Annotated in this window: 24 protein-coding genes; 9 read left to right on the top strand and 15 right to left on the bottom strand. The window is 59.3% G+C overall.

Features of this window, described 5'->3' with window-relative positions:
• The first annotated feature begins 16 nt into the window (after positions 1 to 16).
• From WKS99_RS10430 to WKS99_RS10470, 9 genes are all read left to right on the top strand, one after another.
• Positions 17 to 289 (top strand): hypothetical protein, encoded by a 273-nt coding sequence (locus tag WKS99_RS10430; protein ID WP_147572466.1) that lies wholly within the window; start codon positions 17 to 19, stop codon positions 287 to 289.
• Position 290: 1 nt separating this feature from the next.
• Positions 291 to 1595: an amidohydrolase gene (locus WKS99_RS10435; protein ID WP_340405910.1), complete on the top strand. Its 1305-nt coding sequence runs from the start codon at positions 291 to 293 to the stop codon at positions 1593 to 1595.
• Positions 1596 to 1667: 72 nt separating this feature from the next.
• Positions 1668 to 3503 carry a putative polysaccharide biosynthesis protein gene (locus tag WKS99_RS10440; RefSeq protein ID WP_340405911.1) on the top strand — a complete coding sequence of 612 codons (1836 nt, stop codon included), beginning with the start codon at positions 1668 to 1670 and terminating at the stop codon, positions 3501 to 3503.
• A 97-nt stretch (positions 3504 to 3600) separates the two neighbouring features.
• Positions 3601 to 4401, top strand: a complete 801-nt coding sequence (gene mazG / locus WKS99_RS10445) for a nucleoside triphosphate pyrophosphohydrolase (protein WP_240286393.1) — start codon at positions 3601 to 3603, stop codon at positions 4399 to 4401.
• 76 nt (positions 4402 to 4477) lie between these two features.
• On the top strand, positions 4478 to 4753 hold the full coding sequence (locus WKS99_RS10450; RefSeq protein ID WP_147572462.1) for an HU family DNA-binding protein: 276 nt from the start codon (positions 4478 to 4480) through the stop codon (positions 4751 to 4753).
• 64 nt (positions 4754 to 4817) lie between these two features.
• Positions 4818 to 5060, top strand: coding sequence for an RNA-binding S4 domain-containing protein (locus WKS99_RS10455; RefSeq protein WP_147572461.1), 243 nt, complete (start codon positions 4818 to 4820; stop codon positions 5058 to 5060).
• Between the two features lie 33 nt (positions 5061 to 5093).
• The gene (locus WKS99_RS10460) at positions 5094 to 6131 is read left to right on the top strand and encodes an FAD:protein FMN transferase (RefSeq protein ID WP_340405912.1); all 1038 of its coding nucleotides are present in this window, start codon (positions 5094 to 5096) and stop codon (positions 6129 to 6131) included.
• Positions 6128 to 6505, top strand: coding sequence for a NusG domain II-containing protein (locus WKS99_RS10465; protein ID WP_240286397.1), 378 nt, complete (start codon positions 6128 to 6130; stop codon positions 6503 to 6505). Before WKS99_RS10460 ends, WKS99_RS10465 begins: the two co-directional genes overlap by 4 nt.
• The gene (locus tag WKS99_RS10470) at positions 6486 to 6998 is read left to right on the top strand and encodes a Gx transporter family protein (protein WP_340405913.1); all 513 of its coding nucleotides are present in this window, start codon (positions 6486 to 6488) and stop codon (positions 6996 to 6998) included. Before WKS99_RS10465 ends, WKS99_RS10470 begins: the two co-directional genes overlap by 20 nt.
• A 39-nt stretch (positions 6999 to 7037) precedes the next feature.
• On the opposite strand, the gene WKS99_RS10475 is transcribed toward WKS99_RS10470, so the two are convergent.
• From WKS99_RS10475 to recJ, 15 genes are all read right to left on the bottom strand, one after another.
• Positions 7038 to 8306, bottom strand: coding sequence for a TRAP transporter large permease (locus tag WKS99_RS10475; RefSeq protein WP_186852922.1), 1269 nt, complete (start codon positions 8304 to 8306; stop codon positions 7038 to 7040).
• Positions 8303 to 8788, bottom strand: a complete 486-nt coding sequence (locus WKS99_RS10480) for a TRAP transporter small permease (RefSeq protein WP_186852921.1) — start codon at positions 8786 to 8788, stop codon at positions 8303 to 8305. Before WKS99_RS10480 ends, WKS99_RS10475 begins: the two co-directional genes overlap by 4 nt.
• A gap of 101 nt (positions 8789 to 8889) precedes the next feature.
• On the bottom strand, positions 8890 to 9957 hold the full coding sequence (gene dctP / locus WKS99_RS10485) for a TRAP transporter substrate-binding protein DctP (RefSeq protein WP_340405914.1): 1068 nt from the start codon (positions 9955 to 9957) through the stop codon (positions 8890 to 8892).
• A complete protein-coding gene (locus WKS99_RS10490; RefSeq protein ID WP_240286403.1) occupies positions 9958 to 10650 on the bottom strand; it encodes a DUF2848 family protein in 693 nt (230 codons plus the stop codon).
• A gap of 23 nt (positions 10651 to 10673) precedes the next feature.
• Positions 10674 to 11462, bottom strand: a complete 789-nt coding sequence (locus WKS99_RS10495) for a carbon-nitrogen family hydrolase (RefSeq protein ID WP_186852918.1) — start codon at positions 11460 to 11462, stop codon at positions 10674 to 10676.
• Positions 11463 to 11707: 245 nt separating this feature from the next.
• Positions 11708 to 12358 carry a GntR family transcriptional regulator gene (locus WKS99_RS10500; protein ID WP_186852917.1) on the bottom strand — a complete coding sequence of 217 codons (651 nt, stop codon included), beginning with the start codon at positions 12356 to 12358 and terminating at the stop codon, positions 11708 to 11710.
• A gap of 242 nt (positions 12359 to 12600) precedes the next feature.
• Positions 12601 to 13410 carry a helix-turn-helix domain-containing protein gene (locus WKS99_RS10505; RefSeq protein ID WP_240286406.1) on the bottom strand — a complete coding sequence of 270 codons (810 nt, stop codon included), beginning with the start codon at positions 13408 to 13410 and terminating at the stop codon, positions 12601 to 12603.
• A 148-nt stretch (positions 13411 to 13558) separates the two neighbouring features.
• Positions 13559 to 15421: a glycoside hydrolase family 13 protein gene (locus WKS99_RS10510; protein ID WP_340406078.1), complete on the bottom strand. Its 1863-nt coding sequence runs from the start codon at positions 15419 to 15421 to the stop codon at positions 13559 to 13561.
• 112 nt (positions 15422 to 15533) lie between these two features.
• Positions 15534 to 16472 (bottom strand): uridine kinase family protein, encoded by a 939-nt coding sequence (locus WKS99_RS10515; RefSeq protein WP_147572448.1) that lies wholly within the window; start codon positions 16470 to 16472, stop codon positions 15534 to 15536.
• Positions 16473 to 16517: 45 nt separating this feature from the next.
• Complete coding sequence (gene hemZ, locus WKS99_RS10520) at positions 16518 to 17975, bottom strand: coproporphyrinogen dehydrogenase HemZ (protein ID WP_340405915.1); 1458 nt, start codon at positions 17973 to 17975, stop codon at positions 16518 to 16520.
• Between the two features lie 12 nt (positions 17976 to 17987).
• On the bottom strand, positions 17988 to 18602 hold the full coding sequence (locus tag WKS99_RS10525; protein WP_262669525.1) for an MBL fold metallo-hydrolase: 615 nt from the start codon (positions 18600 to 18602) through the stop codon (positions 17988 to 17990).
• A gap of 125 nt (positions 18603 to 18727) precedes the next feature.
• Complete coding sequence (dtd, locus tag WKS99_RS10530; protein ID WP_340405916.1) at positions 18728 to 19168, bottom strand: D-aminoacyl-tRNA deacylase; 441 nt, start codon at positions 19166 to 19168, stop codon at positions 18728 to 18730.
• A 27-nt stretch (positions 19169 to 19195) separates the two neighbouring features.
• Complete coding sequence (locus WKS99_RS10535; RefSeq protein ID WP_186852911.1) at positions 19196 to 19405, bottom strand: hypothetical protein; 210 nt, start codon at positions 19403 to 19405, stop codon at positions 19196 to 19198.
• Between the two features lie 21 nt (positions 19406 to 19426).
• On the bottom strand, positions 19427 to 21661 hold the full coding sequence (locus WKS99_RS10540; protein WP_147572443.1) for a RelA/SpoT family protein: 2235 nt from the start codon (positions 21659 to 21661) through the stop codon (positions 19427 to 19429).
• A gap of 41 nt (positions 21662 to 21702) precedes the next feature.
• Positions 21703 to 23766, bottom strand: coding sequence for a single-stranded-DNA-specific exonuclease RecJ (recJ, locus tag WKS99_RS10545; protein WP_186852910.1), 2064 nt, complete (start codon positions 23764 to 23766; stop codon positions 21703 to 21705).
• Positions 23767 to 24035 lie beyond the last annotated feature (269 nt).

A 24035-nucleotide genomic window follows, 5' to 3' on the forward strand; every position in this document is an offset into this window, starting at 1 on the left:
AAAGGTGGCTTTGTCCATGATTACAATCTTCAACCGCGTAGAGCTGTTCCTGACCTATGACCTCAGCCGCTTTAACCAGGTGCGCGACACCCTGGAGGGGGCGGGGCTCGACTATATCTACCGGAGCAAGGATCTGACCAGCCCCACTATGTGGGAGGGGCTGTGCGGCGGCAGCAGCCGGGGCCGCACCGGCACCTTCGGTATGAACGACGGGGCCTGGGTGGAATATAAGCTCTATGTCCGCCGGAAGGATCTGGACTGGGCCAGAGCGATACTGAGAGGGATCTGATATGTCACTGTTGTTGGAACATGTCACCGCTGTGACCATGGACTCGGCCCAACCGGTCCTGAAAGACGCATTTGTAGCGGTGGAGGGCACAAAAATCGCCTCGGTGGGCACTGCCCGCCCCCAGGGGGAGTTTGACCGGGTCATTGACGGGACTGGCAAGGTGCTCATGCCCGGCCTGGTCAACGCCCACACTCATGTGGCCATGGCCCTCCTGCGGGGGTACGGAGGCGGACACGACCTGCACCACTGGCTGAACGACTATATCTTCCCGGCCGAGGACAAGCTGGATGCCCGATGCGTTGCCGCGGGCACCGCTCTGGGGCTGGCCGAGATGATTGCTAGCGGCACTACCTGCATCGCGGATATGTATATGTACACTGATGCGATTGCCAAAACCATACTAGAGGCGGGTATCTCCGCCAATCTGTCCTGCGGTGGAGTGTATTTTGGGAAACCAGAGGAGTTTGATCCTGCCCGCTGTGAGGACTGCATAAATGAGGAGATCCTAATGGACTCTTGGCACGGCGCCGGCGAGGGGCAGATCCTAGTGGACGCATCTATTCACGCGGAGTACACCTCTTGTCCCCCACTGTGGGAGTGGACGGCTGACTTTGCCCGGAGGCATGGCTTAGGGATGCAGGTCCACATCTCTGAGACCCAGTCAGAGCATGAGAACTGCTGGAAGAAATATGGGAAAACCCCCATTGCGCTTCTTGACCAATACGGAGTATGGGAGCGGGGGGGTATCGCTGCCCACTGTGTCTGGGTGTCTGACCAGGATATGGACATCATGGCCCAGAAGCGCATCACCGCCGTCCACAACCCGGTCTCCAATTTGAAGCTGGCCTCCGGCGTGGCCCGAGTCCCCCAGATGCTAAAGGCCGGGGTCAACGTGGCCCTGGGGACTGACGGGGTGGCCTCCAACAACAGTCACGACCTGTTTGAGGAGATCAAGCTGGCCGCGATTCTCCACAAGGGAGTCGGCCTGGACCCGGAGGCGGTCACGGCCCAACAGGCCCTGGAGATGGCCACGGTCAATGGGGCCAGGGCCCTGGGCCGGGATACCGGAGTCATCGCCCCCGGCAAGACGGCTGACCTGATCCTGGTGGACTTTTCCGCCCCCAACCTGTTCCCCTGTCACGACGCGGTGGAAAACCTGGCCTTTTCTGCCCGAGGTTCCAACGTGGTCATGAATATGGCCAGGGGGAAGGTCATATATGAGAAGGGGGAATTTTTCACCCTGGACCTGGAGAAGATCCGGGCCGAGGTGGAGGGCTACGCCCTGCCCCGAATCTTTGGCATATGAAGCGATACCCACGGAGAGGTGGGAAAGCGGAGCTCTCTCCCCTCTCTGTGCCCAGCATAAAGGAGGCTGCCTATGTCCCAACGAGATACCGCCCCCCGCCGGATCAGCGGTCAGAAACAAAATACCTTTTTTGGCGGAGCGGCCATCCTGGCTGTGGGCATCCTGGTGGTCAAGCTCATCGGTATGTTCTACAAGATCCCCCTGGTCAATATCATTGGGGAGCAGGGGAACACCGACTTTACCAACGCCTATAATATCTATGCGGTCCTGCTGACCATCTCCACTGCCGGCCTGCCTGTGGCCGTGTCCAAGCTGGTCAGCGAGGCCAGTGCCCTGGGTCGCCACAATCAGATGCGCAAGACCTTTCGGGTATCGATGCTCCTGTTTTTGTCCCTGGGTCTGATCTCCTTTTTAGTGATGTATTTCAAGGCCGATACGCTGGCCGCCATGATGAACGACACCAAGGCCGCCGCCGGCATCAAGGCGCTGGCTCCCGCCGTAGTGTGCGTGGGCTGTCTGGCCGCCTTCCGGGGGTATTCCCAGGGACACAGCGACATGGCCCCCACCTCCATCTCCCAGATCATTGAGGCCCTTTGCAAGCTGGTCATCGGCCTGTCCCTGGCCTACTGGCTGATTCAGGCGGGGCAGCCCGCCCATGTGGCCGCTGCCGGCGCTATTACCGGCGTGACGGTGGGTACTGTGGTGGCCCTGGCCTATATGCTGTTCAGCTACGGCTTTGGCCGGGCCCGTGAGCCCCGGCTGTCCCGAGATGTGCCAGACGGCGCGGGCAGTATTTTGAAGGATATCCTGCGCATCGCCATTCCAATCACCCTCAGCTCCTCTATGGTGGGCATCGTTACGGTCATCGACTCCTCGCTGGTCCAGGGGCAGCTTCAGCGGGCACTGGTGGAGGACCCCGCCAGTTGGGCGCTGTATGCCGACTTTGTGGACTTTGGCGCCCTGGAGAACGCACTGAACACATGGAAGGAAACTCTGGCTGCTGGGGCCGCCGCTAACATGGCCTCTTTGACCCAGCAGATGGCCCTGGAGGCCCCGCCGGCCGCTGCCCAAGCCCTGAGCGACGCGGTGCAGGATGTGAGCCGGACCCTCTACGGGAATTATGGCGGGGCGCTGAATATCTATAATTTGCCTACTTCCCTTATGGCTGCCATCACTGCCTCGGTTATCCCAGCCGTTTCTGGCGCGCTGGCCCGCCGGGACCGCCGGGGAAGCGCCAAGATCACTGGCTCCGCTCTACGCATCACCGCCCTTTTGGCTTTCCCAATGGGAGTGGGCCTGTTCGTCATGGGCCAGCCTATCATGCGGCTGCTTTTTACCAAGCTCAACCCGGATCTGGCTGGTCCCCTGCTGTCCACTCTGGGCCTGGCTACTGTCTTTGTGTGTATGATGCTGGTGTGCAACTCCATCCTCCAGGCCCATGGGTTTGTCAACCTGCCCGTGTTGGTCATGGTGCTGGGTGGGGTGCTGAAGATCGTGACCAACTATAACCTGGTGGTCCGGCCCGAAGTCGGTATCTTCGGCGCACCGGCGGGTAATATTCTGTGCTTCGGCCTATGCCTGGCGCTGGACTTGCTTATTATTTCCCGGGTCATCCCCAAGAGGCCCCGGTATCTGCCTATTTTTGTTAAACCGCTGGCAGCTTCCGCTCTGATGGGCGGAGCCGCATGGGTAGTCTACCGTGTGCTGGCCCGGTTGCTCAGTGCGGTCCCCGAGGGGGGGACGGAGGCGGTCCTCAGCAGGATGGGCAACGCTGTGGCCACCTTGGCGGCTATCGGAGTGGCTATGGTGGTCTATCTGGTGCTGGTGGTGGCCCTGCGGGCCATCTCACGGGAGGACCTGTCCCTGATGCCCAAGGGGGATAAGCTGGCCCGGTTGCTCCGGCTGTAAGCGCAAATTCCATAATGTGGCATTATTTCAAAGATTTTAGGTATTTTTCCTGAAAAACTTGAAAATATATAAAATGACTTGATAAGGAAGCGAAATTGTGGTAAATTTTCAGTGTATGGACCACTATTCCATGGAGGACCTTCTCCGCATCATGGAGCTGCTCCGCGCTCCGGAGGGGTGCCCCTGGGACAGAGAACAGACCCACCAGTCCATCCGGCGCAATATGCTGGAGGAGGCCTATGAGGTGGCCGAAGCCATCGATAACCGGGACACAGCCAACCTGAAGGAAGAGCTGGGCGACGTACTGCTTCAGGTGGTGTTTCATTCCCGCATGGCCCAGGAGGAGGGGCTGTTTACCTTTGACGATGTGGTGGACGGCATCTGCAAGAAGCTGGTATTCCGCCACCCCCATGTCTTTGGCACTGTAGAGGCCGGGGATGCGGACGGCGCTCTTACCGCCTGGGAGAAGCAGAAGCGGGAGGAGAAAGGACAGAAGACCGCCGCTGATTCTCTGGACGGTGTGGCCCGTTCTCTGCCAGCGCTGATGCGGGCGGAGAAAATTCAGGACAAGGCCAAAAAGGCGGGATTCGACTGGCCGGATATCAGTCCGGCGCTGGACAAGCTGTCCGAGGAACTGGGAGAATTGAAGACGGCCGCGGCCCAGGGCTCCAACGTGGAGGAGGAGCTGGGCGATTTGCTGTTCGCTGCAGTCAAGGTCGGCCGGTTTCTGGGACTGGACAGCGAGCTGGCACTCCACGCGGCCTGTGAAAAATTTATCCGGCGCTTCCGCCGGACAGAAGAGCTGGCCGGGCAGCCGATGACCCAGATGGAGCTATCTGATTTGGAGCGGTTCTGGGCACAGGCAAAGCGGGATAGCGACTCCACTTCGATGACTTAACATCCCCCGGGATTTAAGTATAATCACGGCGGCGGCGCGCTGGCGCTGCCCAAATTCACAGGAGGAGAAAACCACCATGAACAAGACCGAACTTATTGCTGCTGTTGCTGAGAAGGCCGAGCTGTCCAAGAAGGACGCTGAGGCCGCCATTACTGCCACCATCGACGCCATTACTGACTCTTTGAAGAACGGTGAGAAGGTACAGCTGGTCGGCTTTGGATCTTTTGAGGTTAAGGCCCGCGCTGAACGTGTCGGCCGCAACCCCCTGACCAAGGAGACCATTCAGATCCCCGCCTCCAAGACCCCTGTTTTCAAGGCCGGCAAGGCTCTGAAGGATGCTGTGTCCAAGTAAGTTCCGTAAATAGAACGGGGACGCTGTATACAGCGTCCCCGTTTTCCGTAGAGGAGATCATTCTATGCGATTGGACAAATGGTTGAAGGTTTCCCGCCTCATCAAACGCCGCACCGTGGCTAATGAGGCCTGTGACAATGCCCGGGTGGTCGCCAACGGCCGTCCAGTGAAGGCCAGCTATGATGTAAAAGCAGGAGACATCCTGGAGCTCCGCTTTGGAGAGCGCGTTGTCAAGGTAGAGGTGCTGGTGGTGGCCGATAATGTTGGGAAAAGCGACGCGGCGGCTATGTATCGTGAGGTTCTGTAAAGCCTGAGCAGAGAAGGAAAAGGAGGGACCTCTGTGGTCAAAACGCGCATATGGACTGCCGCCCTGGTCCTGGGGCTGCTCCTCTCTCTGCCGGCTGGCTGCCAGGTGGAGGATGTCGAGGAGGAGAGCCGAATCTTTGCCATGGATACGGTCATGACCTTGACCTACCATGGGCAGGACCGAGAGAGTGGACGGGAGGCCCTAGAGGAGGGGGTGGCGGAGGTCTATGAGCTGGAGGACCTGCTGTCCGCCACCGCCCCAGACAGCGAGATATCTGCCCTTAATGAAGGGGGACAGGCACACCTCTCCCCTGACACGGCCCAACTGCTCTCCGCCGCTCTGGCGCTGTGTGCCCTCACCGGGGGGGCGCTGGATATCACAGCCTACCCCGCGGTGGAGGCATGGGGTTTTACCACCGGGGAGTACCGAGTACCCAATCAGGCGGAGCTGGAGGAGTTGGGTGACCGTATCGACTATACGCAAGTGAGCCTGGACCAGGAGAGCGCCTCCCTGCCCGATGGGATGAAATTGGATCTGGGGGCTGTGGCCAAGGGATACACGGCTGACCGTCTGGCCAAGCTAGCCCAGGAGCGAGACATCACCTCCGCCCTGCTGGACCTGGGCCAGAGCACCATCTTGGCCCTGGGAGCCAAGCCCGATGGCTCCCCCTGGCGCATCGGCATCCAGGATCCCCAGGGAGAGGGCTATCTGGGCGTTCTGGAGCTGGAGGGGCAGGCCATGGGCACCTCCGGCGGCTATCAGCGGTACTTTGAGAGGGATGGAGTGCGTTACTGGCACATTATTGATCCGGCCACCGCTGCTCCAGCCCGAAGCGGCCTGCTCTCGGTCACAGTAGTATCCCCCTCCGGCCTTGCCTGTGACGGCCTGTCCACCGCTCTGTTCGTTATGGGACTGGAGCGGGGGACACAATTTTGGCGGAATCACCCCGAACTGGAGTTTGAGGCCCTCTTTATTCTGGAGGACGGCTCTTTGGCCCTTACCTCTGGGCTAAAGGACAGTTTTACTCTGGCGCAGGGCTATGAGGACCGGGAGGTGGAGGTGCTGTCATGAATAAAAATACCAAGATCATCCTGGCCCTGCTTGGGGCAGCGGTAGCTGCCTCTGCCCTGGCGGTGTTCTTGAAGCAGGAACGCCCCGAGGCCCCTGTGGCTGTTATCACCCAGCATGGACAGGTGCTCCAAAAGATAGAGCTGGACAAGGTGTCTGCGCCCTACTCCTTTGTACTGTCTGACGGAGCGGGCGGCACAAATACGGTACAGGTGGAGCGGGGGCGTATCCGGATCAGTCAGGCCAACTGTCCCGACCAGGTTTGTGTGGACCAGGGCGCCATATCCGACGGTACGGTACCCATCGTCTGCCTGCCCCATCAGCTTATCATCGAGATTACAGGAGGGGGTGGCGGCCTTGACGCGGCCACCGGCTAGGGGGGCCCGCAGGCTTACTCTGCTGGCCCTATTTACCGCTATCGCCCTGACGATTTTTATGGTCGAGGCCCAGATCCCCGTGCCGATTCCGATTCCAGGAGTGAAGCTGGGGCTGGCCAACATTGTCACCGTGTATGTGATGTTTGTCCTGGGGCCCGGTGATGCCCTGCTGGTGCTGTCCGCCAGGGTTTTCCTGGGCGCGGTGTTCTCCGGACAGATGAGTACATTGTTGTACAGCGCCGGAGGCGGACTGCTGTGCTGGCTGGCCCTATGCCTGCTGAGAAGGGTCCTCTCCAGAGACCAGATCTGGCTGTGCAGTCCTGTGGCTGCCATATTTCACAACCTGGGCCAGCTCCTGGTGGCAGCCGGAGTAATGAAGACCTGGGCGGTTTTGGCCTATCTCCCCTATCTGGTCATGGCCGGCGCGGCGGCCGGTCTGTTTACCGGCCTATGTGCCCAGGTGCTCATCCGACATTTGGAGAAAATACATTAAAAAACTCCCGACACAACGTGTCGGGAGTTTTTTATAAGGTTAACCCACTAGATTGGGCAGTAAGGTAACCGTACCAGGGATATAGGTAATGATGATCAGAACAATGAGCAACACACCCAGCATAGGCAGCAGGTCCTTCATCTGCTCCTTCAAGGAGACTCGGCCAATGGATCCAGCCACAAATAGGCACACACCCAGAGGAGGAGTACACATACCGATAGTCAGGTTTACCGCCATAACCAGGCCAAAGTGAATCAGGTCGATACCCATGGACTGAACCAGGGGCAGGAACAGGGGAGTAAAGATGACCAAGGCGCTGGTGGTGTCGATAAAGGTGCCGGCGATGAGCAATACGATGTTGATGACCAGCAGCAGAACATACTTGTTACTAATGGTAGCGGACAGGAAGGAGCTAACCATCTGAGGTACCTGGGCCACAGTGATGATCCAAGTAAACAGAGATGCGCAGGCCACCACCAGCAACACCTGGCCGGTGGACTTAGCACAGTCAACGAACAGGCCAAAGAGATCCTTCAGCTTCAGCTCACGATAGACGAAGATGCCCAGGATGAGGGCGTAGGCGCAGGCAATGGCGCCGGACTCGGTGGCGGTAAAGACACCGGACAGGATACCGCCAATGATAATAATGGGCATAATCAGAGCCAGAATGGCATCCTTACCGGTGGAAAGAATCTCCTTCATAGAGGCGCGGGTCTCACGGCCGACATAGTGGCGCTTCTTGCCGATGAAATAGCTGAGGATCATCAGTCCAACGCCCATGATGATGCCGGGGATGAAGCCGCCGATAAACAGCTTGCCCACGCTGACGCCAGCCATGGTGCCATAGAGCAGCAAAGGGATAGAGGGGGGGATGATGGGGCCGATGGAGCCGCCGCAGGCAATTAGAGGAGCGGAAAAGGTGTTTTCATAACCCTTTTTCTCCATGATGGGCATCATAATTCCGCCGATTGCCGCGGTAGCCGCAATGGCGGAACCAGTAATGGCGGCGAAGAACATACAGGCTAAAATACTCACCAAGGCCAGGCCGCTGGGCAGGTGGCCAATCAGGGCATCGGCAAAGTCGACAATACGCTTGGAAATGCCGCCCTGTACCATCAGACCGCCAGCCAGGATGAACAGAGGAATAGCGATCAGTGCGGTGCTGTCAGCCCCGGTAAACAGGCGCTGGATGACTACGGTAAGGGGATAACCGCCGGCGACGATGCCACCCAGGGAAACCAGCCCCAGGGAAAAGCAGATAGGAATACCAATGAGGAAGAGAACAAAGAGCAACAGAATATAAATCATTTCTTTTCCTCCTCCTTATTAAAGTTACGGAACTGGCCGATAATATTCTTGATCATGTAGTACAACATCAGCACGGCAGCGCTGGGGATGCTTGCGTAATAAGCGGTCATGGGCAGGGGCAGATAAGAGGTGGTCTGGCGCATACCGCCGATTGCGAACTGATAGCCAATAACAATCAAAAAAACAAAGAAGCCGCACAGAACCAAGTTAATTATTATTTCCACTACCTTCTGGACCTTATTGGGCAGAGAGGTAAGGATTACGTCTACATTCAGATGGTTCTTGTCGCGGACACACCAGGCGGCGCCCCAAAATACTAGATAAGTAAAGGCAAGGCGGAGGATATCCTGGCTCCAGGGTAGGGGGGACTTCAAAACATAGCGGCAGAGGACCTGGGCAAAGGTAACGCCGAAGACGGCGATAGCGCTGACGCCCATGACCAGCCGTGCAAGGAAGTCGACGATTTGGTCAATTACTTTCATATTTTCTCCTTCCCTTAGTACAAAGGAACGTCCGGCGCAGGCAGAGCCTGCGCCGGACATCGTCTTGCAGGCCGATTCCCGAAATAAATCCGGGGAGAGGCTTACTTGTTGGCGTTGAACTCGGCGACCTTGGCCATGACAGCCTCCGTCAGAGAGAGATCGACCAGTTCAGCCACCTCAGGCAGCTTGTACATATCAGCGGTGGCATCCTTGAAGGACTGGATGTCAGGATCCTCGCACACGATGGTGCCGCCGTCCTTGATCTGCTGCAGGTACTCGGCCTCAACAGCGTCAACGGCCGCGCGCTGGGTATCTCTGGCATAGGCAGCAGCCTCGTCCACCCAGGCCTGCTGCTCAGGGGTCATGCCGTTGTACAGATCCAGATTCATAATGATGCTCTCAGCGCCATAGGTGTGGCCGTCCATGCACATATACTTCTGGACCTCACCAAAAGCGGAGGTGGCAATAGAGGCAATGGGGTTTTCCTGGCCGTCCACGGTGCCCTGCTGCAGAGCGGTGTACAGCTCATTAAAAGCGATGGGGGTAGCGATAAAGCCCAGCGCGTCGGCCAGAGCGAACCAGATGGTGGCCTCCTGAACACGGATGGACTGGCCCTTCAGATCAGCGGCGGACTTGATCTCCTTGCCGTTGGTAGTGAAGTGACGGAAGCCCAGCTCACAGAATGCCAGGTGCTTGATGCCCTGCTCCTCGAACAGAGGGGCAAACTCGTCCTGCAGGAAGTTGTCCAGCACATAGTAGGCCTCTTCCTTGGTTTCAAACAGGTAGGGCATAGACAGGACCTGGGTTTCAGGCACCCAGTTGGGCAGAGTGCCGTCAGTGGTCACGACAGTCATCTCCAGAGAACCCATCTGCACGCCCTCAGCGGCCTCACGCTCGCTGCCCAGGGAGGAGTTGGGATACACCTCACCCTTGATCTGGCCGCCGGAGAGCTCCTCGATCTTCTCAGCAAAGGCGCGGGCGGCGATGGTGGACTGGTGATCTTCGTTACCAGTGGTGGCGATCTTCAGGGTGTAGGATTTGCCCTCAGAGTTGGTGTTGGTGGCGCCGCTGGAGGTGTTCCCGGCGGAGCTCCCGCCGTTTGTGCTGCCGCAGGCGGCCAGAGAAAGTGTCATGGCGGCGGCCAGAGCAAAACTCAGAATTCTTTTCATTTATCTTTCCTCCTCAGAAATAGCGATTACGTTGTAGTCAGAAGTAATCTTGCGGTTCAAAACTTCGTCCACCATCTCATAACGGAAATTGGTGCCGAAGGTAAACCCATTCAAAAGGGGCACGGTGCCAGAGAAGATGACCACGTTGTCAATGCCGCCTACACGCTCGTCCAGCTCCTTCAGGATGAGGTCGGGGGGCAGGATGTCGGCCAAAGTACCGTCTTGATAGGCGATCTCTTTGCCATCCACAGTCTGATAGGAGCGCAGCTTAATGCCATCCCAATGGTCCTTCATATCCTCATAGTCCCAGACCTGGACGGCAATGGGCTTGGCACAGGCCTGCTTGGACTTGGGAACGCTGGCGCTCTCCAGGGCACGGTCGGTGTGGTCACTGCCCACGCCAATGTAACGCTTGCCGTCTTTGATGATGATGACGTACTCCACCTCACCACAGGTCTTCTCGCCCACAAAGTGCAGGTCCTTCTCCTGAGTCAGGGTGTAGTTGCCACACTGAAAGATGGTGGGGATGCGCTTGGGGGCGGGAACACCCAGCTGCTCCTCCAGCTCCTTGATGTGCTCCATGGTTTTTTCCATGTTGCGTCCGGCATAGCCGATGGCGAAGACACGCTCATAGTTCAGCTCGAGAGCCTCACTGCCATTTGCCTTCTCCAGAGTAAAATTGATTTTGCTCATGTCAATCCTCCGTATCTATGAAGTCAGTTGACTTGATAAAGACCGGGCTGGCGGTCCCTATACACATTGATGCTGCTGCGGATCCCCTTGATGATGTTCAAATCCATGTCGGTGGTCAGAATCATCTCATTAGGGCCGCAGCCGCCGACCAGTTCGCCCCAGGGGTCGTAGACGGCGGAGTAGCCGGCGTTCTTGGTTTCTCCAGCGGTGCCGCAGGAATTGGTGCAGGCTACAAAGCACTGGTTCTCGATGGCCCGTGCCTGGTTCAGCGCCTGCCAATGGAAGCGGCGCAGAGAGGGCCACTGGGCCACGACAAACAATACGTCGATTCCTTGGACGGTAATGGTACGGATTAGCTCCGGGAAGCGGACATCATAGCAGATAATTAAGCCGCAGGGGACGCCATCCAACTCAAACCGGACGGTATGGTCTCCGGACTGAAAGTATTCATGCTCGCCGGAGGGAGAAAACAGGTGCGTCTTATCGTACTCGGCGACGCAGGTTCCCTTGCGGTCAAAGACAAAGGCGGTGTTATAAATCTTGCCATCCCGGACATTCGACACAGAGCCGGCCACGATGTTTACGTTTAGCTCACTAGCCAGACGGGAGAAGGTCTCCTTCACACGGGCGCCGTCCTTGTCGCTGAGTTCTGCCAGGTTCTCCTTGGGGAAGAAGCCTACGTTCCAGGTTTCCGGCAGGGTGATCACATCTGGGTGGCTCTGGGCCGCCTGACGGATCAGCTCTTCCGCGTGGGCGAAATTCTCGTCAGGAGAGGCGAACTTCATATCCATCTGGATCAGACTGACTTTCATATCTCATAACTCCTTTTTGAGAAACTTGAGAACAGTAATTTTGAATTTTGTATACCAAATTCAAAATTCCAACATAGATTTTATACGCAGGGCATTATTTTGTCAAGAATTACGCAGCCTTTCTTGCATGATTGTAGATTTTCACGAAAGAATATTTGCTTTTTTGTATAAAACTATCAACATACGAAGTAAAACACACGACAGGGGTTTAACCTGCCGTGTGTCTGCTGCCATATAAAAAAGATTCAGTCTATAGAGGTGTTATGCTGAACATTACAGTGAGTCTGCTCCATGTGGAGTTTCATGGCCCGGACTGCCTGGTCCGCGTTCCGGCAGCGCAGCGCCTCCAAAATTGCGGCATGTTCTCGAATGGTAGATTGGCGCCGAGGCGCGCCGGACAAAGCCTTGGTGGCGGTGACAAAAATCATATCGTTCAAGTTGCCTAACAGGTCGATTAGGGTATTGTTGCCACTAAGCTCATAGATGCTCTGGTGAAAGAGGCGGTCAAGTTGGGCGAAATCCAGATTGTTTGAGGAGTCCATAGCTGCGACCTGCTGCTGATAGGTCTGTTCAATAGCGGCGAAAGTTTCGTCAGTAATATTTTTGGCCGCGTCTTCCACGGCGGATAACTCCAGAGCTGTACGGACTTTCATTAAATCAGCCAGATATTTTCTACCAAAGCTGCGAATGACCGCCCCTTTGTAAGTTTCAATACTCACCCAGCCGTTGTGTTCCAGCATCTGAATCGCTTCACGGACAGGGGTGCGGCTGACCCCCATAGTCTCGGCCAGCTCTCGCTCGTTCAGTTCTTCTCCAGCCTGATACTTCCCGGAAAGGATATCCTCCTTAATGATCTCATATACTTTATATTTGTAAGGGAGTTGCTTTTCAATCAATGTTTTCATCCTCCAGAAGTAACGTCTTCCTCTTGACGGGCAAGGGTCAGTTCCGCATACTCTTGCCGCCACAGTAAAATATTATACTAGATGGAGGACCTTGTCAAGAAACCGATGCTTTCCTCTTTCCATAGGTACTTTTGCAGAGAATTGTAGTCTTTTATAGAAGCTCAGTAGGGCGGCAACGTGTCGTCTGGGCGGAGCACACTGCCGGCTCATCGTTGCCGACCAGGGAGGTGGGGTCATTGGAGCGCTAAGAGTTCCGGCTCCTCTTTGATCTCGGGAGGGTGCTGGCCGAAGGAACTGCTGCCCGCCTCTATGATCCAGTCAATGCCCCGTCCGGTGGGCTCCAGCCGCAGCAGAGCGTGGGTCCCCTCCAGTTCCCCCTTGGAGTAGGTTAGGGAGATGACGGCGGCTTTATGATAGCGGAAGGGGAGGTCCTCCAGGACCAGAGTGGCCGTTTTGTTGCGGAAGGCGACAGGAAATTCCTCCTGGTGATAAGAGGGGGCAGGGATGACTGTGGTGTTCCCATCCTGATAGGATGGCTGTTCCGGAAGGACTGTAAAGAGGGATACCTGGGTGTCATAGCCCCTAAGCCCGCCATTCTCCGTCAGGGAGAGCGCTAGGTCATAGGTCATGGTTTCGTAGTCAGGCCGGACGGCATACAACACCTGCTGAACGGGGGCAGACGGGGCTTGAGGTGGGTCCAGGATCATGAGGACCCGGTAGCGATAATAAAAATTGAAGCCCAGAGATACTGCCAAAACCACGGAAAGGAGGGCGCACAGGGCGGCCAGCAGGCGGGACCGCCTGCCATGAGACACCTGTTTTGCTTCCGACACCGGCTGTTCTGGCTCCTCTACCCCCAAAAGCTGGTTCAAAGAAACTCCAAAGAGCCTGGCCATGGCGATGAGTTTGTCCACCTCGGGGACCGCCCCGTCCATCTCCCAGCGGGAGATCGCCTGTCGGGAGACACCCAGCCTCTCCCCCAGGCCCTCTTGGGACAGGCCGTGCTGCTTTCGCAACGCCTGAATACGCTGGCCAAGGGTCATGTTCTCATCTCCCTGTTCAGAATATGGCAGGCTCGCAGGCCCCCAACTTTTTTCTGTGAAAAACATAGCATAAAGGGACGAATGGGGTCTACCATCCGTCCCTGACAAGTTGTCAATCTGTGGTTGCCCCCCTTGGGCCTCAAGGCTTTCAGCCTTCGTGGACCAGGAAGGCCGCGCCGGACAGAGGGGGGATAGTCAGGGTGGGCCCCTCCTCCCCGGGGTCCACATGGGCCCGGCCCAACAGGGGCGTCAATTCCCTGGGAAAGCCCAGCTCCATGGCGGCGGGCCCATCCCCGGCGTTGCAGGCACACAGGATGGTCTCCCCTGCCGCCGACCGGGTGAAGGCCAGCAGAGGCCCCTGGCCGGCCACATACCGGATGTTCCCCCGTCGAAGGGCGGGGTGGTCCCGGCGCAGGGCGCCCAGAGCCCGAAACCAGTCCACTAGCTCCCGGTCCTCGCGGCCCCAGGGGTAGGTCTGGCGGTTGAAGGGGTCCTCAAAGCCTTCCATCCCTGCCTCGTCTCCGTAGTACACGGTAGGGGAGCCGGGAAAGCAGAACAGCAGAAGGGCCGCCGCCCGGAGCAGGTCCTTGCCCCGCCGCCTCTGTTTAGGGGACAAACGGAAGTGGGCCCGCCAGTCTCTGGACTGATTCCGGTACTCCCCTCCTGCCCCCAGCAGGGTGAGGATGCGGGGGGTGTCGTGGGTGCCCAGGGAGTTCATGGCGGAGTAGAAGGCGGAGGGGGGATAATTCTCCCGAATGGTCTCCATGGCCGATACGAAGTGCTCTCCTCCGCCGCCGCGGAAAAAGGCAAGGATCGCGTTGCGCAGGGGGTAGTTCATCAGCCCGTCACAGTGGCCGCCCAGAATGTGCTTGCGCCGTACTCCGTAAGCTACTTTGGTGGAGCCGTCCTCCCACACCTCGCCGATGACCAGGGCGTCGGGCTTCTCTGCCCGGGCGGCCTGGTGGATGCCCGCTACGAAGTCGTCGGGCAGCTCGTCGGCCACATCCAGCCGCCAGCCGTCCGCTCCGGCCCGGAGCCACCGGCGGACCACACTGTTCTCCCCGGCGAAGATAAAGTCCCGGTAAGAGGGACAGCTCTCGTTGACGGCGGGCAGGGAGTAAATGCCCCACCAGCTCTCGTACCTCTTGGGCCACTGGATGAAATTGAACCAGGGGCGGTAGGGGGAGTCCCAGCTCTGGCTGGCCCCCACGTCGGGATAGAAGCCGTCGCCGTTGAAGTAGCGGCTGACATAGCCGGTGTGGTTGAACACCCCGTCCAGCATCACCCGCATCCCCCGCCTGTGGGCCTCGTCACACAGCCGGGAGAAGTCCTGATTGCTGCCCAGCATGGGGTCGATCTTGTCGTAGTCGGCGGTGCCGTAACGATGGTTCTCCGATGCCTCAAAGATGGGGTTAAAATAGAGGGTCTCCACTCCAAGGCCCTTCAGATAGTCCAGCTTTTCCATGACGCCCAGCAGGTCGCCGCCGAAAAAGTCCCGGTTCCGGATCTCTCCACGCTGGTCAGGCCGCCACTCAGGCAGTTCCTCCCAATCCTGGTGGACCCAGCGTCCTCCTACCATCCCGGCGGGATCGGGGACACGGGAGCGGAGAAAGCGGTCCGGAAAGATTTGATAGGTCATCCCCTCTCCAAACCAGGAGGGGACCTCCTCCGCCTGATAGACGGTGAGTTGATAGGGGCCCAGTTCCTGGCGGCCTCCATCCAGCCGCTCCAGCAGGAAGGAGTACCACACCAGCCCCACATAGTCCCCAATGTCCAGGCTGCCCTGAAACAGGTCCCGATCCAGCTCCAGACCGCTCCAGAGCATCGGAAGGGACTCGATCTGATCCCCACGACTTTCAAAGCGGGCGGAGAGGGTGGCGCGGGAGAAGCCCTCCACCCTTCCAGGGCGGAGGGTGAACCGGACCTGTGTCCCGGAGGGGACCGCCCCGTAGGGCGTCTTGTACCGGGAGTCCCGGGAGTTATAGATAGGCTGGTCGGTCAAGTCGATCACTCCGGAAATAGGATAAAAGCTTTGCTGGAGCCCACCGCGGAAAGAGAAGTCAGGGCCGGGGGCTGGAGACTTTGCCCCTCCCCGCGCAAGACAGCGCCATGGATTTGATAGGTCAGTGATACTGGTAGCTCCCACCGCCGATGAACTCCCGCAGCAGGGAGTCCTTGGGCACCAGGGCCGGGTCAATGGCCTCGAAATGCTGAAAGGCGTCCACCAGCTGAAGCATCTCGTCATGGCGCTCGTTCTCTTGGGGGACAGAGCGGAGGATGGGGATGGCGTAATTTTTCATGACCGGCACTTCATAGGGGAGGGAGGAGTCAAAGATGATATCCGCCCGGCCCTTAAAGGGGGAGATATACAGCTTCTCTCCCCGGCGGACATTGGCCCACATCTCCAGAGTTTCGGCTACCCCGGTGCCCCGGAAGTTGTAGTCCCGGACCGCCCGGCGGGTCAGCCGCATCCAGGTGCCCTTAAAGCGGAGGACGGCCCCCTCGTTCACGTTGGACCGGGCGGAGATATAGAGCTTGGTGGCCTCTGGGTGGCGGCCGGCGATGTCGTCATTCAGGGCGTGGATGCCCTCAAAAATGGCAATCTCGTTCTTCTCCAGCCGAAGGGGGAGGCCCAGGGAGTCGTTGCGCATCTGGCGGGCAAACTCGAACTTGGGAATGAGGATCTCCTCTCCACGGGACAGGGCGGCAAAGTGCTCATCCAGCAGTTCCATGTCCAGGCACAGGGGGGACTCATAGTCGATGTCTCCCTCCGGGGTGCGGGGGGCGGTTTTTTTGTTCATGGTCTTGAAGTAGTTGTCCATGGCCACCGCGTGAGAGTTGACTCCGCGGCGCCGCAGCTCCTCGGCGATCTTCAGGGCAGTGGTGGTCTTGCCGGACCCGGAGGGCCCGGACAAAAGCACGATAGGGCTGTGCTCCAGATTGCCCAGGATCTTGTCTGCCGCCAAGGACACCCGTTGGGCGTAATTTTCGTCGCACTCGGTCAGGAAGGCGGTCACGTCAGTCTGAATGCGCCGGTTGATCTCCTGCAGTTGATAAGCCATTTGGAACTCCTTTCCCTTGGGCAGGCTGCCCAGTGGTATAGATGGTCAGCGGAAAAACGCCAGCATCTCCCTCTGCTGCTCCGCCAACTTTTCCCCGGCGGACAGGTAGTCCTGGGGATACTTCGGGTTGGACAGCCGGAGGAGCCGGCCGCTCTGGGGATCGATGAGCTTGGTAACGCCGCCCGCCCCCAGAGAGATGACAGTGTGGAGCTCCTCCATCATGACGATGTTGTACAAGCTCTCCGTGCCCGGCCTTGCCCAGCCTACATTTTCCAGAGAGCCGGACATGTACTTCTGCCGATAGAGGTAGTAGGGAAGATAGCCGCCGGACAGGGTCGTGCGGGAGTAGTCCAGCATTTGGGCCACCTCCTCCCCGCCGGGAAGGGCGCCTTTCCTCTGAATCAAAGCGGAGCCCTTCTTCATGGCCAGGGTGTGGACGGTGATATTCTCCGGCCCCATGGCCAGCACCCCATCCAGAGAGCGGCGAAAGCCGTCCAGGGAGTCCAGAGGCAGGCCGGCGATCAGGTCCATGTTGATGCAGTCGAAGCCCACCTTGCGGGCCAGGTCGTAGGCAGTCTGAATATCCCCCGAGGAGTGCTTTCTGCCAATGGACTCCAGCACATGGTCCTCTAGCGTCTGGGGGTTGATGGAGACGCGGCCGACACCGTGGGCCCGGAGCACCTCCAGCTTTTCCCGGTTGATCGTGTCCGGCCGGCCCGCCTCCACCGTAAGTTCGGTGCATCCCTCCAGAGGGAGGACCTGCTCACAGCGGGTCAGGACCCGGTCCAGCTGCCGGGCGCTTAGGGTAGTCGGGGTGCCGCCCCCCATGTAGAAGGAGCGGATGGTCCTGCCACTCTCCGCCAGTACACGGGCCGTCCCATCGATCTCTTTCAGCAGGGCGTCCACATAGGGCTCCACCAATGTTAATGTTCGGCCCACGTCGGCGGATACAAAGGAGCAGTAGGCGCACCGGGTGGGGCAAAAGGGGATGCCGAGGTACAGGGATACCTCCCCTTCCTTCAGCGACCGCTGGGCGGCGATGCTGGCCTGGGCGCAGTCCACCGCCAGCACGGCCCGGTCGGGAGAGACATAGTATTCCTCCCTTAGCTCCTGCTTGGCCTGAAGGGGTGTGGCCCCGGACAGCAGGGCGCGGGTGGGCAGCTTCACCGGACGGACACCAGTGAGCATCCCCCAGGGAGGCGTATGGCCGGTGAGCGCACGGGCGGCCAGAAAAAAGCACTTGCCGATGGCCCGGCGGCGGATGCCCTCCCGCTGGAACTCGTCGCCGACCAGGGGAACATCCAGGGAATAGGGCAGGGACTTGCCGCAGAAGCACAGCTCTACGGTGACATGGCAGCGGTCATCTTCCCGGAGGGTGACAACGGCCCAGCTGTCATCCCCAGGGCCGATGGGCTCATAGACGGGACGCTCGCCGGGAAAGAGATTGAGCATTCCCTGCTCTACAACATACCGCTCATCATGCCCGTTCAGAACCAATTTCATAAGATAGTCTCCTCATTGCCCCATGGCTTCCCGGAGGAAGGGGTTGTACTGCCGCTCCCGCTCCAGCGTGGAGGTCCGGTCATGGCCGGGGCAGACGTGGAAGTCCCCTTCCAACTGGCCCAGGCGATTTAGAGAGGACATGATCTCCTCATAGCTGCCCCCCCGCAGGTCGGTGCGGCCGCAGGAGCCGCAGAACAGGGTGTCCCCGGTAAACAGCACATCCCCGACCTGGAGGGTGACGGAGCCCTTGGAGTGGCCTGGGGTGTGGAGGACCTGGATAGTGAGAGAGCCCAGAGTGAGGGTATCCCCCTCGGTGTAGTATTTCAAGTCCGCTACCTGCCCGGCCAGGGGAAAGAGCTGGCTTCCAGCCCCGTTGGCGTCTGCCTGGTGGATATAGACCTCCGCCTGGGGCAGGGCCCGGATCAGGTCGGGAACAGCGGTAGTGTGGTCGTAGTGGCCGTGTGTCAGGAGGATATACTCCACCTGTACCCCGTCCTCTTTTAGAACAGACAGGATGCGGTCCCCCTCGTCGCCGGGGTCGATAACGGCGGCCTTGTTGGTGGCTTCGTCCTCTAAAATATAACAGTTTGTGCCGATGGGACCGACCTGCATGACTTTGACTTTCATGAAAACACCCCTTTAGGTTGAACGTGGAGAGTGAAAAGTAGACAGTGGGGGGTGGCCGAAGGCGAACAGCCCGCCCAGCGCGGCCGGATATGGTATCTCCGCGCTTCATACTTTTGGCTTTCCTCTTACTGGTCTGTATCGTATAAAATGGTGACCGGCCCGTCGTTAACAGAGGCCACCTGCATATCCGCTCCAAATCGGCCGTGGGCCACCTGAAATCCCCTGGCCCGACACTGGTCGATAAACCGCTCGTACAGTGGGACGGCAAGGTCAGGCTTGGCCGCCCCGCTAAAGCCGGGGCGGCGGCTCTTGGTGTCGGCATACAGAGTAAATTGGGACACCACCAGCAGAGAGCCGCCAACCTGAGACAGATCCAGATTCATTTTGCCGTTTTCGTCCTCGAAAACCCGCAGGTTGCAGATCTTTTCTGCCAGCTTATCACAGACCGCCGGGGTGTCGCTGGGGCCCACCCCCAGCAGGATCAGGAAGCCCCGGTCAATGGTCCCCTCCACCGCTCCGCCGATGGTGACAGAGGCGGAGGAAACTCTTGTGACGACTGCGCGCATAATTTGACCTCGCTTTCTTAACAATGTTTACAGCAGTGCGAACAGCGAGCTGAACCCGCCCAATATGACAGCAAAGAACAGGGCGGCCCAAAAGGTATACAGGACGGACTTGTGGTCTTGGCCGTCTCCCGCCTCCTGGATAGCCCTAGAGATAGCGGCTACTAGACAAAAAACAAACAAAAAAGCCCATAAGATCCAGGTCCATGCGAAAAAGATTCCGAATACTTTAAACAACATATTGCTTCCTCCCTGTGGATGTCATTTCCCGGAAGACCGGGCCACATAATAGACCCCCTGGATGTTGTTCAGCTTGTTGATGACGGCGCTCAGTTCCGCCTTGTCCTTGACCTCCACCACGATGTTGACCGTGGCGTGTCCGTCCGGCTGGGAGCGGGCGGACAGGGCGGTCACCTTTACCTTGGCGGCGGACAGAGCCATGGCCACATCCAGTGTCAGGCCGTCCCGGTCCTTAGAGGCCAATTCCAACGCTGTTTTATAATTGGGAAGGTCGCTCTCCACCCAGGACACCTTGACCCAGCGGTCCGCTTCCTCTGGCCGGCGCTTGTCGGGGGAGGCGTTGGGACAGTCGGCCCGGTGGACGGACACGCCGTAGCCGCGGGTGATAAAGCCGATGACCGGGTCGCCTGGCACGGGGGTGCAGCACTTGGCAAATTTGACCAGACAGTTGCCCAGTCCCTCCACCACAATACCGGAGTCAGAGTGCTTGGGCTTGACCTGGCCTGCGGCGGGGGCTGCGCCGGTTCCGGGGACGATCACGCTCTCCTCCAGACTCTTGGAGGAGGCCGCCGCCTTCTCCGCCTGGAGCCGGCCCAGCCGAAGCAGCTCGTCCTTCACCCGCGCCACCGCCTTGACCGCAGTGGTGCCGCCATAGCCGATGGAGGCGTACAGCTCGTCCAGAGTGCCAAAGCGCACTTTGTGGAGGATGTGAGGCAGCACCTCCTCCCCAGTGATGGCGGACAGGGGGATCTTTACATGCTTTAGCTCTGCCTCGAAGGCAGCGCGGCCAGTGGCGATATTTTCTTCCCGCCGCTCCTTTTTGAACCACTGGCGGATCTTGTTCCGGGCCTCGTTGGATTTGCAGATCTTCAACCAGTCCCGGCTGGGGCCTTTGGCGGATTTGGAGGTCATGATCTCCACGATGTCGCCGTTTTTCAGAGGCGTTTCATAGGTGACCATCCGGCCGTTGACCCGGGCGCCCACCATGTGGTTGCCCACAGCGGAGTGGATGTTATAGGCGAAGTCAATGGGGGTGGCCCCGTTGGGCAGGTTGATGACATCGCCGTTGGGGGTAAAAACGAACACCTCGTCGGCGAACATATCCACCTTCAGGGTGCGGACGAACTCCTCAGCGTCGGTATCCTGCTGGCTCTCCAGCAGCTTGCGCACCCACTCAAAGTCCTTCTCTGTCCCCAGCTTTTGGTTGGCCATCCCCTGTTTGTACTTCCAGTGGGCGGCGATGCCGTACTCGGCGGTCTGGTGCATCTCCCAGGTGCGGATCTGTACCTCAAAGGGGATGCCCTCCCGGCCGATGACGGTGGTGTGGAGGGACTGGTACATATTGGGCTTGGGGGTGCCGATATAGTCCTTGAACCGCCCCAGCACCGGCTTGAACATATCGTGGATGCAGCCAAGCACGTTGTAGCACTCCGGAATGTCGTCCACGATGACCCGGAAGGCGTACAGGTCGAAGATCTCGTCCAAGGTCTTATTCTGGGCGAACATCTTGCGGTAAATGGAGTAGATGTGCTTTACCCGGCCGTAGACGGTGCAGTGGATGCCGTCCTGGGCCAGCCGCTGCTGGATCTTATGCTGGATGGAGGTCATAAACTCCTCATGGGCGGAGGAGCGGCGGGCCAGCTCGTCCTCGATCTCCTTATAGCCAATGGGGTCCAGATAGCGCAGAGAAAGGTCCTCCAGCTCCCACTTCAGCTTCTGCATACCTAAGCGGTGGGCGATGGGAGCATAGATCTCCATGGTTTCCAAGGATTTTTCCCGCTGCTTTTTGGGGGACTGGTACTCCATGGTGCGCATATTGTGCAGCCGGTCACACACCTTGATGAGGATGACTCGGATATCACGGCTCATGGCCATGAGCATCTTGCGCAGATTTTCCATCTGCTCCTCTTCCTTGGTGACGAACTGCATCTTGGTCAGCTTGGTGACGCCCTCCACCAGCTCGGCCACAGAGGCGCCGAATTTTTTGGCGATCTCCTCATGAGTGGAGGCGGTGTCTTCGATGCAGTCGTGGAGCATAGCGGCGATGACGGAGTCCACGTCCAGCCCCAGGTCGGCGACGATCTCCGCCACAGCCAGGGGATGGATGATATAGGGCTCTCCGCTCTTGCGCAGTTGGCCCTTATGGGCAGCGTCGGCATAGGTGAAGGCGTCGAACAGCCGCTTGGTATCCAGATTTGGGGTATAGGAGGCCACCTTGTCCTCAAGGGCCTGATAACGGACCAGAATAGGGTCCATAAGATCACCTCGAAGTAGAGTAAAAGTTTGAGGAGCTCGCCTTATTCACGCAGGACATCCCGCAGCCGCCGCAGCAGCAGAGAGGCGTCCAGATCCACCTTCCCCTCCAGCCGGTTCAGGGTGATCTGAAGGCGGCCGGCGCTGCGGCCCAGCTGGATCAGGCCCCGCTCCTCCAACACCTCCAGACACAGGAGGGTCCGGGCAGGCACCTCGACCTGCCTTCCGGAGCGGGCCACCGCCCGGGAGATCCGGGGCAGGGTGTCCTCCAGTGGACCACTGGGGGAGCAATGCCGGTCCAGCCATTTCCACAGGCAGACAAATTCCTCCCGGCTGGGCAATAAGAACCGGGCCTCCTGGGGAGTCAGGGCCTCGTCCCGGCGATACTTGTCATAGATGGCCTGCTCCAGCTGTGCCCTGGAGGGGGCGGGGCGCAGGTCGATGATTTGGAGCTGCACGGAGCGACAGCCGCGAAACTCGTTGATCTGGGGATAAAAGGCCGCGTCCACCCGGCAGCCGGGGGACAGGCCCAGCTCCCCGCCGTCGGCGGAAAACCAGATGGCGTCCAATAGAATGCCACGGGACTCCAGTTTCAGCTTCAGGTGCCGGCCCCGGCCCACTTGAGCCATAGAATGGATCTGCACTCCACTGAGGACCAGCACGGGCCGCGGGTTTCCAACCCCACAGGGCTCCAGCCGGTCCAGGGCGGATACCTCCTCCACGGTGAGCAGCTCCGGTGGCACTACCCCATCCGCCTCCAGAACAGAGGGCAGCTCGGTCCCCTGGGCTCGCTCCGCCACCGCCTGTGCTAGAGCCTGCGCCAGGGCGGGGATGCGCTCCTCCCGGACGGTAAAGCCGGCGGCCAGGGCGTGGCCCCCAAAGCTCTCCAGCAGAGGGGCGCACTCCTCCAGGAGTTCAAACAGATTGATTCCGCCCCAGGAGCGGCAGGAGCCCTTGCCCATCCCCTGGTCCAGGCAGATCATAAAGCAGGGTCTAGCATATTTTTCTGCTAGGCGGGAGGCCACGATGCCCACTACCCCTTGGTGCCAGGCCCGGCCAGCCAGCACGAGGGCCTCGGCCTGGGGAGCCTCCCCCAGCCGCTGGACGCACTGCTGGAAGATCTCGCCCTCTACGGTCTGGCGCTCCCGGTTCAGGGCGCACAGCTCCTGAGCCAGCTCCTCCGCCCGCTCCGGGTCCCCGGTCATGAGCAGCTCCAGGGCGGCCTCTGCCCGCCCCATCCGGCCGGAGGCATTGATCCGGGGGGCCAGGGTATAGCCCACCGACACAGAGCTGATGGGGCGGTCCCCCTGTCCGGACAGAGAGATGAGCCGGGCCAGCCCCAGCCGCCGGGAGGGGTTCAACCGGGCCAGGCCGGCGCTGACGATGCGCCGGTTTTCCCCGGTCATAGGCATCACGTCGGCCACGGTGCCGATGGCGGCCAGGTCGCAGGAGGACTCCCACACCTTGCAGGCTCTCTCTGAACCGGCCACGGCCATGGCCAGCTTGAGGGCCACTCCCACGCCGGCCAGCCCCTTGAAGGGATAGGGACAGCCGGGCTGGTGGGGGTCTACCACCGCCACGGCATCAGGCAGAATACCCTTGCAGGTGTGGTGGTCGGTGATCACCACGTCCACACCCAACTGACTGGCGAAGGCCACCTCATCCACGGCGGTGATGCCGCAGTCCACAGTGACGATCAGCGTGACGCCCTGTCGGGCCAGGGAGGCGATGGCCTCCCGGTTCAGGCCATAGCCCTCCTCCAGCCGGCCGGGGATATAGGGCAACACAGCGCCCCCTTCGCCGGACAGAAATTCGGTGAGCAGACAGGTGGCGGTGATGCCGTCCACATCATAGTCCCCATAGACCGCTATCTGCTCTCCCCGCTCCAGGGCCAGCCGGACCCTTGCCGCCGCCTGATCCATGCCCAGCATCAACAGAGGAGACAGAAGGGACTCCCCTCCGGGGGACAGCAGTTGCTGGGCCTGGTCCCCGCTATGAATGCCCCGGGCAGCCAGGATGGAGGCCAGCAAGGGGGGCAGTCCCGCCCCTTCCAGGGCGGAGCGAAGGGCTGCGTCGGGGGACGCCACTGACCACTGTCTGTATTTCATTGGCATCCACCTCCAGACCATGCAGGATACCGCCAAAGGGCGGATATGGGGAGTATTAACTTATCTATTATATCACAGTGGCGGAGGGACCATCAAGACAAAATCCCGTTCAGCACCTCTTTTTGCCTGTTTTGTCTCAGTTTTTTCCACGTTGCGGGCTCCCTTTTACCTTTTGGACTGATTTAGGCTTACCTAACAATTCATTCGTCAGATGCACAGAAAAAGCTCCGCCATTGAACAGGCGGAGCTTTTCCCTGGTCTGTGTTCGA

The sequence above is a fragment of the Flintibacter sp. HCN-6482 genome (assembly GCF_037892565.1).
Classification (GTDB): Bacteria; Bacillota; Clostridia; order Oscillospirales; family Oscillospiraceae; genus Lawsonibacter; species Lawsonibacter aceti.

Excerpts from the sequence above, each read along its gene's own strand:
- WKS99_RS10490 (WP_240286403.1), bottom strand. The coding sequence starts at position 10,650 with ATGAGCAAAATCAATTTTACTCTGGAGAAGGCAAATGGCAGTGAGGCT.
- WKS99_RS10480 (WP_186852921.1), bottom strand. The coding sequence starts at position 8,788 with ATGAAAGTAATTGACCAAATCGTCGACTTCCTTGCACGGCTGGTCATG.
- dtd (WP_340405916.1), bottom strand. The coding sequence starts at position 19,168 with ATGCGCGCAGTCGTCACAAGAGTTTCCTCCGCCTCTGTCACCATCGGC.
- WKS99_RS10455 (WP_147572461.1), top strand. The coding sequence starts at position 4,818 with ATGCGATTGGACAAATGGTTGAAGGTTTCCCGCCTCATCAAACGCCGC.
- dctP (WP_340405914.1), bottom strand. The coding sequence starts at position 9,957 with ATGAAAAGAATTCTGAGTTTTGCTCTGGCCGCCGCCATGACACTTTCT.
- WKS99_RS10450 (WP_147572462.1), top strand. The coding sequence starts at position 4,478 with ATGAACAAGACCGAACTTATTGCTGCTGTTGCTGAGAAGGCCGAGCTG.
- WKS99_RS10475 (WP_186852922.1), bottom strand. The coding sequence starts at position 8,306 with ATGATTTATATTCTGTTGCTCTTTGTTCTCTTCCTCATTGGTATTCCT.
- WKS99_RS10540 (WP_147572443.1), bottom strand. The coding sequence starts at position 21,661 with ATGGACCCTATTCTGGTCCGTTATCAGGCCCTTGAGGACAAGGTGGCC.
- WKS99_RS10515 (WP_147572448.1), bottom strand. The coding sequence starts at position 16,472 with ATGGCTTATCAACTGCAGGAGATCAACCGGCGCATTCAGACTGACGTG.
- WKS99_RS10525 (WP_262669525.1), bottom strand. The coding sequence starts at position 18,602 with ATGAAAGTCAAAGTCATGCAGGTCGGTCCCATCGGCACAAACTGTTAT.
- WKS99_RS10440 (WP_340405911.1), top strand. The coding sequence starts at position 1,668 with ATGTCCCAACGAGATACCGCCCCCCGCCGGATCAGCGGTCAGAAACAA.
- WKS99_RS10505 (WP_240286406.1), bottom strand. The coding sequence starts at position 13,410 with ATGACCCTTGGCCAGCGTATTCAGGCGTTGCGAAAGCAGCACGGCCTG.
- WKS99_RS10535 (WP_186852911.1), bottom strand. The coding sequence starts at position 19,405 with ATGTTGTTTAAAGTATTCGGAATCTTTTTCGCATGGACCTGGATCTTA.
- WKS99_RS10435 (WP_340405910.1), top strand. The coding sequence starts at position 291 with ATGTCACTGTTGTTGGAACATGTCACCGCTGTGACCATGGACTCGGCC.
- recJ (WP_186852910.1), bottom strand. The coding sequence starts at position 23,766 with ATGAAATACAGACAGTGGTCAGTGGCGTCCCCCGACGCAGCCCTTCGC.
- hemZ (WP_340405915.1), bottom strand. The coding sequence starts at position 17,975 with ATGAAATTGGTTCTGAACGGGCATGATGAGCGGTATGTTGTAGAGCAG.
- WKS99_RS10495 (WP_186852918.1), bottom strand. The coding sequence starts at position 11,462 with ATGAAAGTCAGTCTGATCCAGATGGATATGAAGTTCGCCTCTCCTGAC.
- WKS99_RS10430 (WP_147572466.1), top strand. The coding sequence starts at position 17 with ATGATTACAATCTTCAACCGCGTAGAGCTGTTCCTGACCTATGACCTC.
- WKS99_RS10465 (WP_240286397.1), top strand. The coding sequence starts at position 6,128 with ATGAATAAAAATACCAAGATCATCCTGGCCCTGCTTGGGGCAGCGGTA.